This is a genomic window from Thiocapsa sp. (assembly GCF_011390875.1).
GTDB lineage: Bacteria > Pseudomonadota > Gammaproteobacteria > Chromatiales > Chromatiaceae > Thiocapsa.
This window is the reverse complement of record NZ_JAABRP010000118.1, coordinates 1-15,583: the sequence shown is the minus strand read 5'-3', so window position 1 is coordinate 15,583 and position 15,583 is coordinate 1. Positions and strand designations below refer to the sequence as shown.

General features: G+C 64.8%; 11 protein-coding genes and 1 pseudogene. 9 read left to right on the top strand and 3 right to left on the bottom strand.

The features are described from left to right. Positions 1 to 53 precede the first annotated feature (53 nt). Positions 54 to 3,356: an EAL domain-containing protein gene (locus tag GPT33_RS11070; RefSeq protein ID WP_296808703.1), complete on the bottom strand. Its 3,303-nt coding sequence runs from the start codon at positions 3,354 to 3,356 to the stop codon at positions 54 to 56. Between the two features lie 300 nt (positions 3,357 to 3,656). On the opposite strand from GPT33_RS11070, the gene GPT33_RS11065 reads away from it, so the two are divergent. The 5 genes from GPT33_RS11065 to GPT33_RS11045 all read left to right on the top strand — a co-directional run bounded on the left by GPT33_RS11065 (position 3,657) and on the right by GPT33_RS11045 (position 8,883). Continuing rightward, complete coding sequence (locus GPT33_RS11065) at positions 3,657 to 5,828, top strand: malate synthase G (protein WP_296808705.1); 2,172 nt, start codon at positions 3,657 to 3,659, stop codon at positions 5,826 to 5,828. A 369-nt stretch (positions 5,829 to 6,197) separates the two neighbouring features. After that, positions 6,198 to 6,500, top strand: coding sequence for a hypothetical protein (locus GPT33_RS11060; RefSeq protein ID WP_296808701.1), 303 nt, complete (start codon positions 6,198 to 6,200; stop codon positions 6,498 to 6,500). Between the two features lie 90 nt (positions 6,501 to 6,590). Then, positions 6,591 to 6,836, top strand: a complete 246-nt coding sequence (locus GPT33_RS11055) for a hypothetical protein (RefSeq protein ID WP_296808699.1) — start codon at positions 6,591 to 6,593, stop codon at positions 6,834 to 6,836. An 11-nt stretch (positions 6,837 to 6,847) separates the two neighbouring features. After that, positions 6,848 to 7,546 carry a response regulator transcription factor gene (locus GPT33_RS11050; protein ID WP_296808698.1) on the top strand — a complete coding sequence of 233 codons (699 nt, stop codon included), beginning with the start codon at positions 6,848 to 6,850 and terminating at the stop codon, positions 7,544 to 7,546. Continuing rightward, positions 7,546 to 8,883: an ATP-binding protein gene (locus tag GPT33_RS11045; protein WP_296808696.1), complete on the top strand. Its 1,338-nt coding sequence runs from the start codon at positions 7,546 to 7,548 to the stop codon at positions 8,881 to 8,883. The genes GPT33_RS11050 and GPT33_RS11045 overlap by 1 nt, the downstream gene beginning before the upstream one ends. A 168-nt stretch (positions 8,884 to 9,051) precedes the next feature. Here the strand turns inward: GPT33_RS11045 and GPT33_RS11040 are convergent, their stop codons facing one another. Together GPT33_RS11040 and galE are read right to left on the bottom strand one after the other, a co-directional pair. Beyond that, positions 9,052 to 10,041 (bottom strand): transglutaminase family protein, encoded by a 990-nt coding sequence (locus GPT33_RS11040; RefSeq protein WP_296808693.1) that lies wholly within the window; start codon positions 10,039 to 10,041, stop codon positions 9,052 to 9,054. Between the two features lie 158 nt (positions 10,042 to 10,199). Next, positions 10,200 to 11,213 carry a UDP-glucose 4-epimerase GalE gene (gene galE / locus GPT33_RS11035; protein WP_296808692.1) on the bottom strand — a complete coding sequence of 338 codons (1,014 nt, stop codon included), beginning with the start codon at positions 11,211 to 11,213 and terminating at the stop codon, positions 10,200 to 10,202. A gap of 35 nt (positions 11,214 to 11,248) precedes the next feature. Between galE and GPT33_RS11030 the strand changes: the two genes are divergently transcribed. The 4 genes and pseudogenes from GPT33_RS11030 to GPT33_RS11015 all read left to right on the top strand — a co-directional run. After that, the gene (locus GPT33_RS11030) at positions 11,249 to 12,019 is read left to right on the top strand and encodes a polymer-forming cytoskeletal protein (protein WP_296808690.1); all 771 of its coding nucleotides are present in this window, start codon (positions 11,249 to 11,251) and stop codon (positions 12,017 to 12,019) included. A gap of 363 nt (positions 12,020 to 12,382) precedes the next feature. After that, entirely contained in the window at positions 12,383 to 13,963 is a 1,581-nt protein-coding gene (locus tag GPT33_RS11025) for a HAMP domain-containing sensor histidine kinase (protein ID WP_296808688.1), read from the top strand. Further along, on the top strand, positions 13,960 to 14,649 hold the full coding sequence (locus GPT33_RS11020; protein WP_296808685.1) for a response regulator transcription factor: 690 nt from the start codon (positions 13,960 to 13,962) through the stop codon (positions 14,647 to 14,649). Before GPT33_RS11025 ends, GPT33_RS11020 begins: the two co-directional genes overlap by 4 nt. A gap of 452 nt (positions 14,650 to 15,101) precedes the next feature. After that, positions 15,102 to 15,583, top strand: a pseudogene (locus tag GPT33_RS11015) (hypothetical protein); the annotation flags it as partial.

The following is a 15,583-nucleotide window of genomic DNA, read 5'->3' as shown; positions in this document are numbered from 1 at the left end:
TAGGGTCATCCCACGTGCCCACTCCGGTTTGCAACCCGCGGGGACCCGGGGGATCAGCCCGCATCGGTGCGCAGCAGCGCGGTGACGGCATCGGCATCCAAGGGCTGGCTCTTCAAATACCCTTGGAAGAGATCGCAGCCTTGATCGCGCAGGATGTCGAGCTGGGCTTGGCTCTCGACACCCTCGGCCAACACCTTCAATCCGAGCGCGTGTCCCATGGCGATGATGGCATCGACGATGGTCCGCGCATCCTGCTGTTGGTCGATCTCGTCGATGAAACGCTTGTCGATCTTGAGCACGTCCAGATGGAATCGACGCAGATAGGCGAACGACGAATAGCCGGTTCCGAAGTCATCGACCGCCATGCGGATACCCTGTGCACGCAGCCGGTCGAGGACACCTGCCGTATCGCCCTCGCGTTCCATCAAGGCGCTCTCGGTGAGCTCGAGCTCAAGCCGCTCGGCCGGGAAACCGGTCTGGCGAAGCACGCGCGCAACGGACTCCACGATGTCGCCTTGACGCAGCTGATGCGCAGAGAGGTTGACCGCCACGACCAAGGGGGCGATGCCGACCTCCATCCAAAGCACCCCTTGGCGGCAAGCCTCATGCAGGACCCACTCGCCGAGCGCTCCGATCAAGCCGGTCTCTTCGGCGAGCGGTATAAACTCGCCGGGCGGGATCAAACCGCGCTCGGGATCGCGCCAGCGCACCAGCGCCTCCACACCGATCACGCGTCCGGTGGCGATCTCGACCTGGGGTTGATAATGCGCGACCAATTGCCCCTCGGCCAAGGCGTCGCGCAGCCGCCGCTCGGTCTCGACGCGCAGCCGCGCGCTGCGGGTCAGATCCTCGGTGTAGTAATCGAAGCGACTGCGTCCGCCCGCCTTCGCCCGATACAAGGCGGCGTCGGCTTGACGCAGCATCTCTCCGGCATCCTCGTCCTGCCCGGCGTAGACGCTGATGCCGATGCTTGCGCCGATGCGTACCTCGCTACCGTCCGGCAGCCGGGTGGTTTCGCCCAACGCCGCAATTAGCCGCTCGCCGACTCGTGCGGCGGCCTGCGGATCGACGATATCTTCGAGCAAGATCGCGAACTCGTCTCCGCCGAGGCGGGCCAAGGTGTCGGCCGCAGCCAGACAACTGCCGAGCCGCCGCGCCGTCTGTCGGAGCAGGACATCGCCTGCGGGATGACCGAAGCTGTCGTTGACGTCCTTGAAGCGGTCCAGATCCAGCAACAACAGGGCAACGAGCTGGCCTTCGCGGGCCGCCACATCGATCGCGTGATCCAGGCGCGAGACGAGCAGAAGGCGGTTGGGCAGCTCGGTCAGAGGATCGTGATGGACCAGAAAATCCAGCCGCGACTCGGATTCCTTGATCCGCGTCAGATCCGAGAAGGCGCCGACATACTGGATCACCTGCCCCGCATCGTCCCTGACCGCGCTGATGTTGAGCAACACCGGGTAGGGCTCGCCGTTCTTGCGCAGGTTCCAGAGCTCGCCCTGCCAATGACCGGTTTCGTCGATGCTCCGCCACATCGCATCGAAGAAGGCGGCGTCGTGGCAGTCCGACCGCAGAAGACTCGGTGTTCGTCCGACCACCTCCTCCTCGCCATAGCCCGTCAGCTCGACGAAGGCCGTGTTGACCTGGAGGATACGCGAGTCGCGATCCGTCACCACGACACCCTCGCGCGTGTTGTCGAACAGCGCAGCGGCCAGCCGTAACCGCTCTTCCTGACGCTTGCGCTCGCTGATATCGGCGACGGTCCCGACGAAATAGTCGATGCTCCCGTCCTCGTGCCGCACGACACGGACATCGATCTCGGCGTGGACAATCCGCCCGTCCTTGCGCAGGTAGCGCTTCTCCATCGCGTAGCCGTCCGACTTTCCGGCCAATACCCGCTCGAACTCGGCCAGATCCGCGTTGAGATCCGGCGGATAGGTCAACTCGACCCACGTCGTCTCGGCCAGCTCGTCGCGCGAGTAACCGAAGATCTCGCAGAGCCGATCGTTGAAACGAATCCAGCGTTTGGTCCGAGGCGAGGTGATCCCCATGCCGATGAAGGGCAGCTCGTAGAACTTCAGCAACAGCCGATCCTTCTCGGCGGCCTGCGCCGCCATCTCCAGTCGATGGGTGCGCTGCTGAAGACGCCAGAAGAAGTAACCGGACGTTCCGAGCACCGAAAGCGCGGCCAAGGCGACCAGGCTGACCCAATAGACCAACACCCGCAGGGGCGCCATGACCTCCGCACGATCCACCTTGGCGATCAAGCGCCAGTTGGTCCCTGCGATCTGGCGAAAGACGGCAAGCACCTCGACCCCGCGATAGTCCTTCCCCGGAACCTGCCCCAGGTCGCTGTCGTGCAGCAACGCTGCCGTTGCCGGCAGCCGATCGCCCAAGGGCACCTTTCGAACAAGCGGTACCCAGTGGCGATGCCGGGCGGCGCTCAGAAAGACCGCGAAATCGCCCACCCGCTCCACCAAGTGGGTCTCGGCGCTCGGGCTCGCGGTCGGCCAAGCGCGCAAGGACGGATACAAAAAGCCCTCGGTACCCGCACGCAGCACAACGGTCGCGACCGCCCGCCGGACTCCGCCCTCCTCGACCGAGATCGGGATCACCCAATCGAGGTGAATGCCGCCTCCCTCGTCCCGATGGAGTCCGCTCTGCAGGACACGATTCTCGACCCGTGCGCGCAAGGCTAAAGCGTCGAGCGGCGCCAGCAGCTCGGAATGCTCGCCGATACTCAGCACAACGTCGCCGTCGAGCGCGACGAGGAGAACGCCCTCGTAGTCGTAGGCGTTCACAAGTGCGGCAAGCCGGTCGGAGATGTCTGCAGCGAGGGTCGGATCCGGAGGCAAGTCACCGAGTAACTGGTCGAGTCGACGTGAGAAGGGGACATCGGAGGCGAGCAGTGCAGCGTCGCCGTGCCGTTCCGCCATCCATTGTTCGAGTTGACCGGCCTTGAGCGCGGCAACCGCGTTCAGATTCGAATAGGCGTCACGCTCCAGTTGGGGACCATGAATCAAGACGACCCCGAGACTCAACATCGGAACCAGAATCAAGAGGACCAAAAAGCCCAGGATCATCCGAAGCGGCGTGACGGGCTCGATCGGCCCCTCGACCGCCGAGGGTTCTGCCTCCCGGGCGCGACCGATCGAGGTATTGAGCAGCCAAAAGAGCAGGATCGCGGTCACCGCGACGAACAACAGGCCCTTTGTCAGGCTCATGCCCAGCAGGATTCCCAGCTCGCCTGTCGCAAGCGACAGCAGCACGTCCGAAGCCAAGATCCAAGCGAGCCCGAAGACGAAATAAATCAGGGCTACGCGCAGGGCTGGCGACCGTCGCAAGAGGTGTTTCATTGATTTCGGCGCTTCCTCCTTCGTTCCCGGGGACCCGGTGGCGTGCCGGCGCATCACTCCCGAAGCATTGGGCCAACGAATCCTCTAACTTGACGGAATTCATCGGGCAAAGATTGCCCCGACCAGCCAAAGCCTCCATTTTAAGGTGCTTAAAAATCGGGCGCGCAATGATCATCGTACCTTCGTTGATCGGCCCGGGACATGTGCCGATTCGCTTTTTCGGAGGCTGAAGACAACAATGCACGGCACTCCGATACCACCGAGATGGCCCTCGCGACCCGAGGGTTGGAGATCGAGATCATGATGAAGCGTATGGATGTAAGCGGCTTGAAGGTCGCGCAGCCCTTGTTCGATCTAGTCAAAGACGATGTCTTGCCCGGTACCGGCATCGCGCCAGACGCATTCTGGCAGTCCTTCGGGAACATGGTGCGGGAGCTCGCTCCACGGCATCGCGCCCTTCTGGCGAAGCGTGACGCGTTGCAGGCCCGTATCGACGCCTGGCACATCGAGCATCGGGGTCAAACACTGGATCAGGGCGCCTACCGCGCCTTCCTCTCGGACATCGGTTATCTCGTCCCCGAAGGCCCGGATTTCGGCGTCACCACGGCGAACGTCGACGCCGAGATCGCCGAGACCGCCGGGCCTCAGTTGGTCGTGCCGGTGAGCAACGCACGGTACGCGCTCAACGCCGCCAACGCCCGGTGGGGCAGCCTCTACGACGCGCTCTACGGGACCGATGTGATCCCGGACGCCGAAGGGATGGAACGCGGCAAGACCTACAACCCCAAGCGCGGCGCCGAGGTCATTGCCCGCGCCGCCGCCTTCCTCGACGAGGCCGCACCGCTGAACCGCGGCTCGCACGGGGAGTCCTGTGGCTATCGGATCGAGGACGGCAAGTTGGTCGTCTGCCTGCCGGACAACAGCCAGACCATGCTGGCGGAGCCGGGGCAGTTCGTCGGCTATCTGGGCACCCCGGAGAAGCCGGATGCCATCCTGCTGGTCAACCATGGCCTGCACATCGAGATCCGAATCGATCGCGAGCATCAGGTCGGTCGCGACAGCCCCGCGGGCGTGGCCGATCTGCTGTTGGAATCGGCCATGACCAGTATCCAGGATTGCGAGGACTCGGTCGCCGCGGTCGATACCGAAGACAAGGTCGGCGTCTATCGCAACTGGCTGGGCCTCATGAAGGGCGACCTCACGGCCCGTTTCCAGAAGGGCGGCAAGCCTGTCGATCGCGCCCTGGACGAGGACCGGGCCTACCGCACCCCGCTCGGCGGCACACTCACCCTGCCGGGGCGCTCGCTCATGCTGGTGCGCAACGTCGGCCATCTGATGACCACGGATGCCGTGCTGGATGCCGACGGCAACGAGATCCCGGAAGGCATGCTGGACGCAATGGTCACGGTGGCCTGCGCCCTGCACGACATCCATCCGACTTACGGCGCTCGCCGCAACTCACGCGCCGGCAGCGTCTATATCGTTAAGCCGAAGATGCACGGCCCCGAGGAGGTGCAGCTTGCGGTCGACATCTTCGCAGGGGTCGAGGATGCGCTCGGGCTCGCCCGCAACACCATCAAGATCGGCATCATGGACGAGGAGCGCCGCACCACGTTGAACCTCAAGGAGTGCATCCGGGTCGCCTCCGAGCGGGTCATCTTCATCAACACGGGCTTCCTGGACCGCACGGGCGATGAGATCCACACCGACATGGAGGCCGGCGCCGTGCTGCGCAAAGGCGACATGAAGACCGCGCCTTGGCTGCTCGCCTACGAGAACTGGAACGTCGATGTCGGTCTCGCCTGCGGCCTGCGCGGCCACGCCCAGATCGGAAAGGGCATGTGGACCATGCCCGACGAGATGCGCGCCATGGTCGCAACCAAGGCGGGTCACCCCAAGGCGGGCGCCAACTGCGCCTGGGTGCCCTCCCCGACCGCCGCAACCCTGCATGCGATGCACTACCACCAGGTCGATGTGGCCGCCGTCCAGGCCGAGCTGGCCGCCGGCGGACCGCGGGCCAGTCTGGACACCATCCTGCAGATTCCGCTCGACCCGAGCTGCGCATGGAGCGCCGAGGAGATTCAGCAGGAGATCGACAACAACTGCCAGGGCATCTTGGGCTACGTGGTGCGCTGGGTCGATCAGGGTGTCGGCTGCTCGAAGGTGCCGGACATCGCCAACGTCGGCCTGATGGAGGATCGCGCGACCCTGCGGATCTCGAGCCAGCATGTCGCCAACTGGCTGCATCACGGGATCGTATCGCGCGAGCAGGTCATGGAGACGCTCAAGCGGATGGCGGCCGTAGTCGACACGCAGAACGCCGATGATCCTCTGTATCGCCCGATGGCACCCGGATTCGACGGTATCGCCTTCGAGGCCGCCTCGGATTTGATCTTCAAGGGCCGCGAGGCGCCGAACGGCTACACCGAGCCGACCCTGCACGCGATGCGCAGGCGGCTCAAGGGGCATTAAACCGCGCCTCGGGGTGACATGCGATCTGTCGCCCCGGGGTCGATGTCGCGCACGTCTAGGAGCGTCGCGGTTTAAGCCATAAGGAACAACTCAAACCAACCGAAACAGTAGGATGGGTAGAGCGCAGCGAAACCCATCCAGCCCGCGCCAAGGGCATCAGATCGACACCCGGCAACGCGGCGGTTTGGAGGATGGGTTTCGCTGGCGCTCCACCCATCCTACGAGTGAAATAATTCGCTCACCTCGTTCCTGAAGTGCCACTAAGGGATTTCGAGTGCATTGCGGTTCAGGTGCGGTTCAGCGTGGAGGCTCTATGATTGGGGTGATGACGGGGTATCCGTTTCCCCGTCGCTTCGCTGGAGATGAGCCATGAACATCAGCCGGACGCTGTTGATCCTATCCGCTGTCGGTCTCGCGACCCTCGCCGTCGCGCCGGCGATCTCAACCGCGCGGGAGCCTCCCGTCTGGGAAGGACGCGACGGTCGGGAATGGCGCTGCGATCGCGGCCGTCCTTGCGACCCCTACCCCCGCCGTTATCGCCCCGAGCGCGGCACCACCACCATCACGGCCCCGGAATACGGTGGCCATGCCATTCGCGGTTACGTCCCTCCCCGTTCGGTCATCCTGAATCCGCCCGAGCGGGGATACAGGAGCGACCGATACCCGAGATAGTGCGATGCGGTACGCGGATGCCTTCGGCGCAACGGGCCGTCTGTGCTAGATTCACCCGCACCTGGAACGGATCCCGGAGCCAAGAACACCATGCGCCAGACCAGACTCGCCCTTGCCATCTTGCTCCTCGTCGCCATCGCCGCGACGACCGGGGCGGCGTGGGGCCGCGATAAGTCGGGCCAAGGACAAATGAGTCCTTCCCAAGCCGAACAGGCGGCGCGGCGCCAGACCGGCGGCGGGCGCGTGCTCTCCGTGAAGGCGACCGACGGTGGTTATCAGGTCAAGGTTCTGACACCGTCGGGCGAGGTCAAGTATGTCTTCGTCTCGGGCCGCTGAAGGATGAGCCTATGCATGTCCTGGTGATCGAGGACGAGACCGAGCTGCGCCGCCAGATCATCGAGCGTCTCGCTCGCGAGGGCGCCATTGCGCAGGGCACCGGCGACGGTCGCGAAGGCTTGTATCTGGCGACCGAATACCCCTTCGACGCTGCGGTGATCGATCTCGGTCTGCCCGGGATGAGCGGGCTGGAGATCATCCGCAACCTGCGCGCCGCCGACAGCCTCTTGCCGATCCTCATCCTCACCGCGCGCGACCGCTGGCAGGACAAGGTGGAAGGTCTAGAGGCCGGGGCCGACGACTATCTCGCCAAGCCCTTTCAGGCCGAGGAGCTGTTGGCGCGACTGCGCGCCCTGGTCCGCCGAGCCAACGGTGCGGCGTCTCGCGAGCTGCGCATCGGACCCTTGCGCATGGATCTGGTTGCGCAATCGGTCTGGATTCACGAGCGCCAGACTGAGCTGACGGCCTACGAATACCGCCTCTTGGAGCAGCTTGCGAGCGCCCGCGGCGGTGTGCTCTCCAAGCAAGCCTTGGCGGATCGGCTCTATCCGCATGACGAGGATCGCGACAGCAACGTCATCGAAGTGCTCTTGGGTCGCCTGCGACGCAAGCTCGACCCGGACGGATCCCTCGCGCCGATCGAGACCTTGCGCGGTCGCGGCTATCGCCTGGCACTCGCAAGCGAGGACACACGTCAGGACCCGAGCTGATGTCGCTGCGTGCACGTGTCGTCGCCTCCGCAGCCGCGGTGCTTGCGGTCTTTATTCTGCTCACTAGCCTCGCCCTGGAACGGGCCTTCCGCGACACCGCCGAATCCTCGCGCGAGGAGCGTCTGCTCGCCCAGATCTTCCTGCTCATGGCCGCGGCTGAGGCGGAGAACGACGGCCTGGTCTTTCCCGACGCACTCGCCGAGGCCCGCTTCAGCCTGCCTGGGTCAGGTCTGTACGCGCGCGTTTTCGACATGTCCGACCGGCTGATTTGGGAGTCCGCGTCCGCGATTGGAATCCCCGAGCCGAGCCCGATGGAGCTCCTGCCCGGGCAGCGTCGGCTCGAGCTCAGACGGGGCGCCGATGGCGAGGGCTATCTGGTGGAAGGCTTCGGCGTGTCCTGGGAAACCGGGGAGCTGCCGCGCCACTACGTGTTCGTGGTCGCCGAGGACATGGCCGCCTTCAACGAGGAGGTCGGACGCTTTCGCGCAAGCCTCGCGGTCTGGCTCGGTGCGATGGCCCTGCTCATGTTGACCGCGCTGGTCCTGATCCTCGCTTGGGGATTGGCGCCCTTAAGGCGGGTCAGCGCCGAGGTCGCCGCAATCGAGTCGGGCCAACAGGACAAAATCCTCGGCCGCTATCCGACCGAGATCAGCACCCTGACCGACAACCTGAACGGACTGCTGGCCCATGCGCAGGCACGCCAGATGCGGCTCGACAACGCGCTCGGCGACCTCGCGCATAGCCTCAAGACACCGCTCGCGGTGATGCGGGGCGCCGTCGGCGATGCCGGCTCCGGACAGGACACGCGCGCGCTCATGGAGGAGCAGCTCGGACGGATGGACAACATCGTTGCGCACCAATTGCAGCGCGCCCGCACGGGCACCGCGCCCGCATCCATACTCGCGCCGCCCGTGCCGATCCGACGCGTGGCGGAACGTCTCCTCGCCTCGCTCGCAAAGGTCTATCGCGACAAGGGGGTCGAGGTCACGCTCGCGGTCCCGCAAGACCTGCAGATCAACGGTGTCGAAGCGGATCTGATGGAGATGCTCGGCAACCTACTCGACAATGCCTTCAAATGGTCCCGAACGGAGGTCCGAATCGGCGCCCGAATGTCCAAAGGGCTGCTCGTCATCGCCATCGAGGACGATGGCCCCGGCATCCCGCCGCGTGATGCCGAACGTCTCCTCGCCCGCGGCGCCCGCGCCGACGAGGCCGTCCCTGGCCACGGCATCGGTCTCGCAATGGCTCGCGAGATCTGCGAGGCCTACGGTGGCCGACTCAGCGTCGAATCATCGACGCTTGGGGGTGCGAGGATCTGTCTGAATCTCCCGGCCTGACAGGTGCTCAGCCTAGATCCGGCAGTTGACCGCTTCGTGCCGCAGTCGCGCCTTGCCGGACACCACGCGGGACGCACTCCAAGGGCCGTGCAACTGCCGGATCCAGGGTAAGCGATCTCGCGCCCGAGGCGGCAGAGCCACCGACCATGGACTGCGCGGCCCGACCTCTCAAGGCTCCCCGGCCGGATCCTCCGCTTCAGCGGTGGCCAACGCGGCATCGATCCGCCGGACGTTGACCCGGACGGTCATTCCCAGATAGTCGCTGGCCGACCCGGTCCAACCGCCCGAGATCGGCGCGGCCTGCTCGGGTGTACGGGTGTAGGCGACACGGATGAGGTCGGTGCCGCCGAACAGGGTGTTGGTGGGATCGAAGGGCACCCAGCCGGCGCCCGGGAGATAGACATGCAGCCAGGCGTGGGTCGCTCCGGCGCCGCGCGTGTCGACCTCTGCGTCGAAACTTTCGGACTGACGCACGCCCTGCTGCAAGCCACTGCCGACCTCCACCGGCGGCAAACCGTCGAGCGAGGGGTCGTAGAGGTAGCCCGAGACGAAACGCGCGGCCAGACCCAAGCCGCGGGCGGCCTCGATCATCAAGAGGGCGAAATCGCGGCAGGTCCCGCTGCGCAGCGACAGGGTCTCGGCCGGGCGCTGGGTCCCCATCGCCTCGCGGGAAGCATAGGCAAAATCGCTGCGGATCCCCTCGGAGATGTTGCGCAGGATGTCGTGGGTCTGGATGACCCCGCGTGCAGGCATGAACTGCTTCACCCAGTCGCTCACACCCGCCGCATCCTCCGGGTATCGGGGCGGCAGAAAGGGGGCGAGGTCGATCCGATCGTCGGAACTGTAATCGAACGGATAGTTTCGCGCCTCCGGGTCGACCGGCAGCTCAAGGTTGCGGATGCCGAAATGCTCGATCGTGAAGCGCGCCTCGAAACGCAGCTCCTGCGCCGGCTCGAGCAGCTCGACAAGCGCGACCGAGTTCGAGAAGACGTCGTGCACCCACTGTTGCCGCGCAAGCGGCGAGACCTCGAGACTCGCGCGCAGCACGCGGATGTCATGGGCGGCACGAGGACGAAACATCACCTTGTGATTGGAAAACTCGACCGGCTTGGCATAGCGGTAGGTCGTGACGTGCTCGACTTCGATGAACACGGACATGCGGAATCTCCAATGGTGCTGACGGGCTTCGCCTTGAGCTCGACCACCGCGCTCGACGCAGGCGGCGCCTCCGTGGCAAGTATCCGCTTCGCGCGACGCTTGTCCATCCTCGACCGCCGGCAAGGTCGCCCGCACGATGCGTCCCGCGCGGGCGTGCTTCAGTCGCCGAACCCCTGCGGATTCTCGGACTGCCACCGCCAGCTGTCGCGGACCATCGCGTCGATCCCGAATTGCGCCTGCCAACCGAGATCCGCCTTTGCGAGGGCCGGATCGGCATAGCAGACGGCGATATCTCCGGCGCGGCGCGCGACGATCTCGTAGGGCACGGGGCGCCCGCTCGCCCGCTCGAAGGCCGCAACCATATCCAACACGCTGTAACCTTGCCCGGTGCCCAGGTTGTAGACCACGACGCCGGGCCCCTGTGCGAGCCGACGCAAGGCCGCGAGATGCCCGCGTGCCAGATCGACCACATGGATGTAATCGCGCACACCAGTGCCGTCCGGGGTCGGATAGTCGTCACCGAAGACGCGCAGCCGCGGCAGCTTGCCGACCGCGACCTGAGCGACATAGGGCATCAAATTGTTGGGAATGCCGTTGGGATCCTCGCCGATCCGCCCGCTCGGATGCGCGCCGACCGGATTGAAATAGCGCAGCAGGGCGATGTTCCAGGCGCCGTCCGAGACGTGAAGATCGCGCAGAATTTCCTCGATGAAGAGCTTGGAACGACCGTATGGATTGGTCGCCGACAACGGAAACCCTTCCCGGATCGGCACCGTCGCAGGATCCCCGTAGACCGTGGCCGATGAGCTGAAGACCAGGTTCTTCACCCCCGCCGACGCCATCGCCCGACACAGCGTGATGGTCCCGCCGACGTTGTTTTCGTAGTAGTCAAGCGGGATCTCGACCGACTCCCCGACCGCCTTGAGTCCGGCGAAATGGATGACGGCATCGAAGGCGCCGTCGCGAAAGATCGCATCGAGTGCCGCGCGATCTCGCAAATCCGCCTGGATGAAGGTCAGCGCCCGCCCCGTGATCTCGCGCACCCGACGCAGCGACTCCTCCTTGCTGTTGCAGAGGTTGTCCACCACCACGACATCCATCCCCGCGGTCAGCATCTCCACGCAGGTATGGCTGCCGATGTACCCCGCCCCACCCGTAACCAGAACACGCATCGCTTCACCCCGTTATCTGTTTTTAGAAATTTTTCATGTTTTTATCAACCGACGTTCATCGATTCGACAGCCTGCTTACAGGCGGCATCCCCCATCTTAGCGCCATCAGGGAGAGCCCGAAGACGGAGGGAGTCAGCACCGAGACCGCACCACCTCGGCAGCAGCACCCGACCGCGAGCCGAGATGGACAACAGCCATCCGGGTTTAAGCCGCCGCAACAGTCAAATCGGAGATTCAATATGCGCGTCAACACAGTAATCCGCCCCCTAGCCACTCTGCTCGCCCTCGGCTGTTTCGGGCTCTCGCCCGCTGCCTTGGCCGGAGATTACCCCTGCCCGCCCAACCGCGGCGCTGTGACGATCGACGGCAACATCGTCGTGAAAGGGATTTGCAACCTCAACGGTACCAAGGTTAAAGGCAACGTGCTCGTCTACTCGGGCGGCAACCTCACGGCGACGGGCGTTCGAGTCGACGGCAATATCCAGGCGGAGAACGCCAACGCAGTCTCTGTGAAGAGCAGCTATATCGACGGCGACATCCAGCTCGACGGTCTGAGGGGATCGCCCAGCTGGATCGTCAACAATACGGTCAAGGGCAATATCCAGATGAAGAGCAACCGCAGGACGGTGACGGTGAGACAAAACATCGTGGATGGCGACGTACAGGCATTCAGCAACACCGGCGGCGTCGCGATTGCAAACAATACGATCGACGGCAATCTGCAATGCAAGAGCAACACACCGGCACCGAACGGCGGCAGCAATCGCGTGTCCGGCAACAAGGAGGATCAGTGCCGCCGACTCTAGGTCTTGTGTCTCGCGCCATGGACGGCGTCGGCAGCCAGGCGCCGTCGAACCTCTTCCGGGGTAGCCTTTCGAGCGGGCAGCCAGTCCCGCGCTTCGGCAGGCTCATCACTGCATTTCCCACCCAACCGATTGGAATGTAAGAGAACGCACAACGATACCGTGCGCACGTGGGAGTTTCGTAGGGTCAGGTGCGGCCCGCACGCGTCAGGACAAGGCGCGCCGACGAGGCCTAGCGGTGCCTACGGCGAGGAGGCGCAACGCCGTCCCGGCGTGCGCGGGGCGTGCAATGCGGCGAAAAATCCGCGTGTGCTCGGTCTATACTCCGATTCCTTTCTCCCTCGCCCTAGCCGCTCGGTGTAGGCCATGCGATTCGGGACCAAGCTGTTCTTGTTGTTTGCCGGACTCCTGGGCCTGGCCATTGTCGGCACCTCCCTTGCCGTCTGGGGCACGCACGAGGCCCGCCGGAATCTCGCGCGGATCGACCTTGCGCATCGCTCCTACGAGGGTTATCTCTCGTTGTCGAACCACACCTACCAACTGTTCAAGCAGTTCGGCGATGCGATGACGATCGGAGATCTCGATCAAGGCGCGCTCGAGACCGAGCTTCTGGGCGCAATTCGACACGACATTGCCACCATCCGAGCGATCATCGCCGAGGAGATCCATATCGATCTCGACGAGATGGTCACGGATCTCGATCGCCTCGCGCGGATCGAGAACAAGATCCACAACCTCCTCGCCGAATACCAAACGGTGCTCGACGCAGATTACCCGATCCCCTTGGTCGAAGAGTGGGGACGCCTGTCCAGGATCCTGGACGAGCGCGTCGACCAGGATTTCGCTCGCTTGATTCAAGACGCGCTGACCCTCCAGATCGAGGAATTGGCCGACCAGCGCGCGCTCATCGAAGCGCGATCGCGCTTGAACCAAATCCTTGCCGCCCTGGTCGCGGCATTCGGTGCGATCGCCGCGGCAGCCACCTTCTGGTGGCTGGTGCGCGACTTCAAAAAGCCGGTCGGGCGTCTCATCCACGGCGCCGAGGCCCTTGCCCGCGGTGATCGCGACCATCGCATCGCATCGGTCGGCGGTAGCGAGCTCGACGGCGTGGCCCGCGCGCTCAACCGCATGGCCGACGAGATCGCCACCCGCGAGCAGGTGCTCGAAACCTCGAACAGACGGCTCGAGATGGCGGTCGCCGAGCGCACCGCCGACCTGGAACGCCTCTTGACCACGCTGAAGGACGCCGAAGCGGATCGCCGACGCCTCCTGGCCGACGTGAGTCACGAGCTGCGAACACCCTTGACCATCATCCGCGGCGAAGCCGACATCGCCCTGCGCGGAGCGGAACGGCCTTCGACCGAGTACCGGGAGGCATTGGAGCGCTGCCGCGACGCGGCCACCCACACTGCGCGACTGGTCGACGACCTCTTGTTCATCGCGCGCCGCGAATCACGTGAAACGCGCCTCGTGGTCCGTGTGGTGAACTTGGCCGTCCTCTTGCCGGCCGTCATCAACGACTGCCGCAGCCTACTCGAGCACCACGGTGGATCGGTCGAGCTCCTGAGCGATCTCGACCAGGCGATGCTGCGCGCCGACCCGGACCGCCTTCGGCAGGTTCTGGTGATCCTTCTGGACAACGCCATGCGGCACGGCGGCGGTCGGGTCCAGGTGCACCTCGAGCGCATCGCCGACGGCTATCGCATCTCGGTCGAGGACAATGGTCCCGGACTCAGCGCGGAAGACCTGTTACGGGTGTTTCAGCGCTTCTTCAGGGGGAGCAACGCGGCGCAGACCTACGAATCGGGCGTCGGCTTGGGTTTGCCGGTCGCCAAGGCAATCGTCGAGGCGCACGAGGGCAAGATCAAGGTCGAGAGCCAACCGGGACAAGGTATGACGGTGCTGGTCGATCTGCCGGCCGAGATCCCCTTGAGGGCCGTTTCGTGAATGTTCTGTTGGTCGAAGACGAGGCCCGCGTCGCCGATTTCGTCCAGCGCGGCCTGCGGGCCGAGGGTTGGTCGGTCAGCGTTGCCTCCACGGGCGAGTCGGCATTGGTCATGATCGCCGATGCCTGTTTCGACGTCATCGTGTTGGATTTGATGTTGCCGGGAATCAGCGGCCAGGATGTCTGCCGGCGACTGCGAGCGAAGAAGAACAGGACCCCGATCCTGATGCTGAGCGCACTGGCCGACGTGGAGGATCGCGTCGCCGGGCTGCGAATCGGAGCGGACGACTATCTGCCCAAGCCCTTCGACTTCGACGAGTTGATGGCGCGCATCGAGGCCCTCGCGCGTCGCTCGGACGGGTTCGGGCAGAGCGCCGCGGCGCCGGAGGTGCTGACATCGGGCGCCCTCAGCTTCGACACCCGATCGTTGGAGGTCCGTTGCGGCGACACGCCGATCAACCTGACCCCCAAAGAGCGTGATCTGCTGAAGCTCTTTCTCTCCAGTCCGCGCAAGATCTTCTCGCGCGAGCGCATCCTCAGTACCTTGTGGGCCATCAGTGAGGATCCTCAGACCAATGTCGTCGATGTCTACATCGGCCGACTCCGAAAAAAGCTCGGCACCTGCGGCGAGTCGATCGAGACCGTGCGCGGGGCCGGGTACCGCTATGCGGAGAATGGCCCTGGTTGATCCCGAATGCCTTCCCGATCGCTTGGACGAGCCGGTGCTGAATGGTTGTCCAGCGCTGAATGCTCATGAATAGGCGCGGCCCATTCACCGTCGCCGATCGGACGCCCGGTCCGCCTCGCAGACCTCGGACGCCGCCGGCTAGGCCGCACCACGACGGTGCGCGAGAGACCTCCCTTGTACCGGATCAATGCGGCGGGCGTTCCGGTCTTGGGTAACGCCGCGGGCTTACCGCTCCGTGGCTGACGGCAGGGGTCAGACTCCAGCGCTCGGACACCAACGGGGACTTGTCTGGAATCCGACACCTTAGGCATGCCGACGGCATCGGACGAGGGGCGCCCGACGTGGCGCTGTTTGTGCTTAAATCCAGTCCGGAACCCTGCCTCGCACGCTGCTCGCAACGCCGGTCGTCGCGCGCCCACTGCAGGCCCCGCCCAACACTGCAGGTCACCGACATGATCGATCCCATTCGCGAGCTTGGTCTCCACACCGGCGCGTCCGCCGATCTGCCCGACGGGCCCTACGCACCGCTGTCGGCCGACGACCGTCAGAAGCTACATCTGTATATCAACTTCAAGCTGATCTCCTCCGGTCAACCGTCCTGCGGCACACCGGCGACGGAGGGCTTCATCGAGATCGCCCACGACCTGCTGTTGAGCTATCGAGAGAAAAACCGGCTCCTGTCGTCGTATCACTGCCCGGTGGACCGCCGGATCCAGGATTTCCTGGGGCGCTATTTCGAGGATCTGGAGCTGGATCGAATCCCGACCCTGCCCTTCCAGTCCTTCATCCTGGACCGTCACGGACTGGCCCGCGAGCTCTCCGTCCCCGTCGACAGCGACGTCTTCACCTCGGACATCATCTCGAGCTATCGCGTGGCGCAAGGCGTCCTGCACAACCCGGCGAGCGATCGGCGCACCACCGAGGGGTCCTTCCA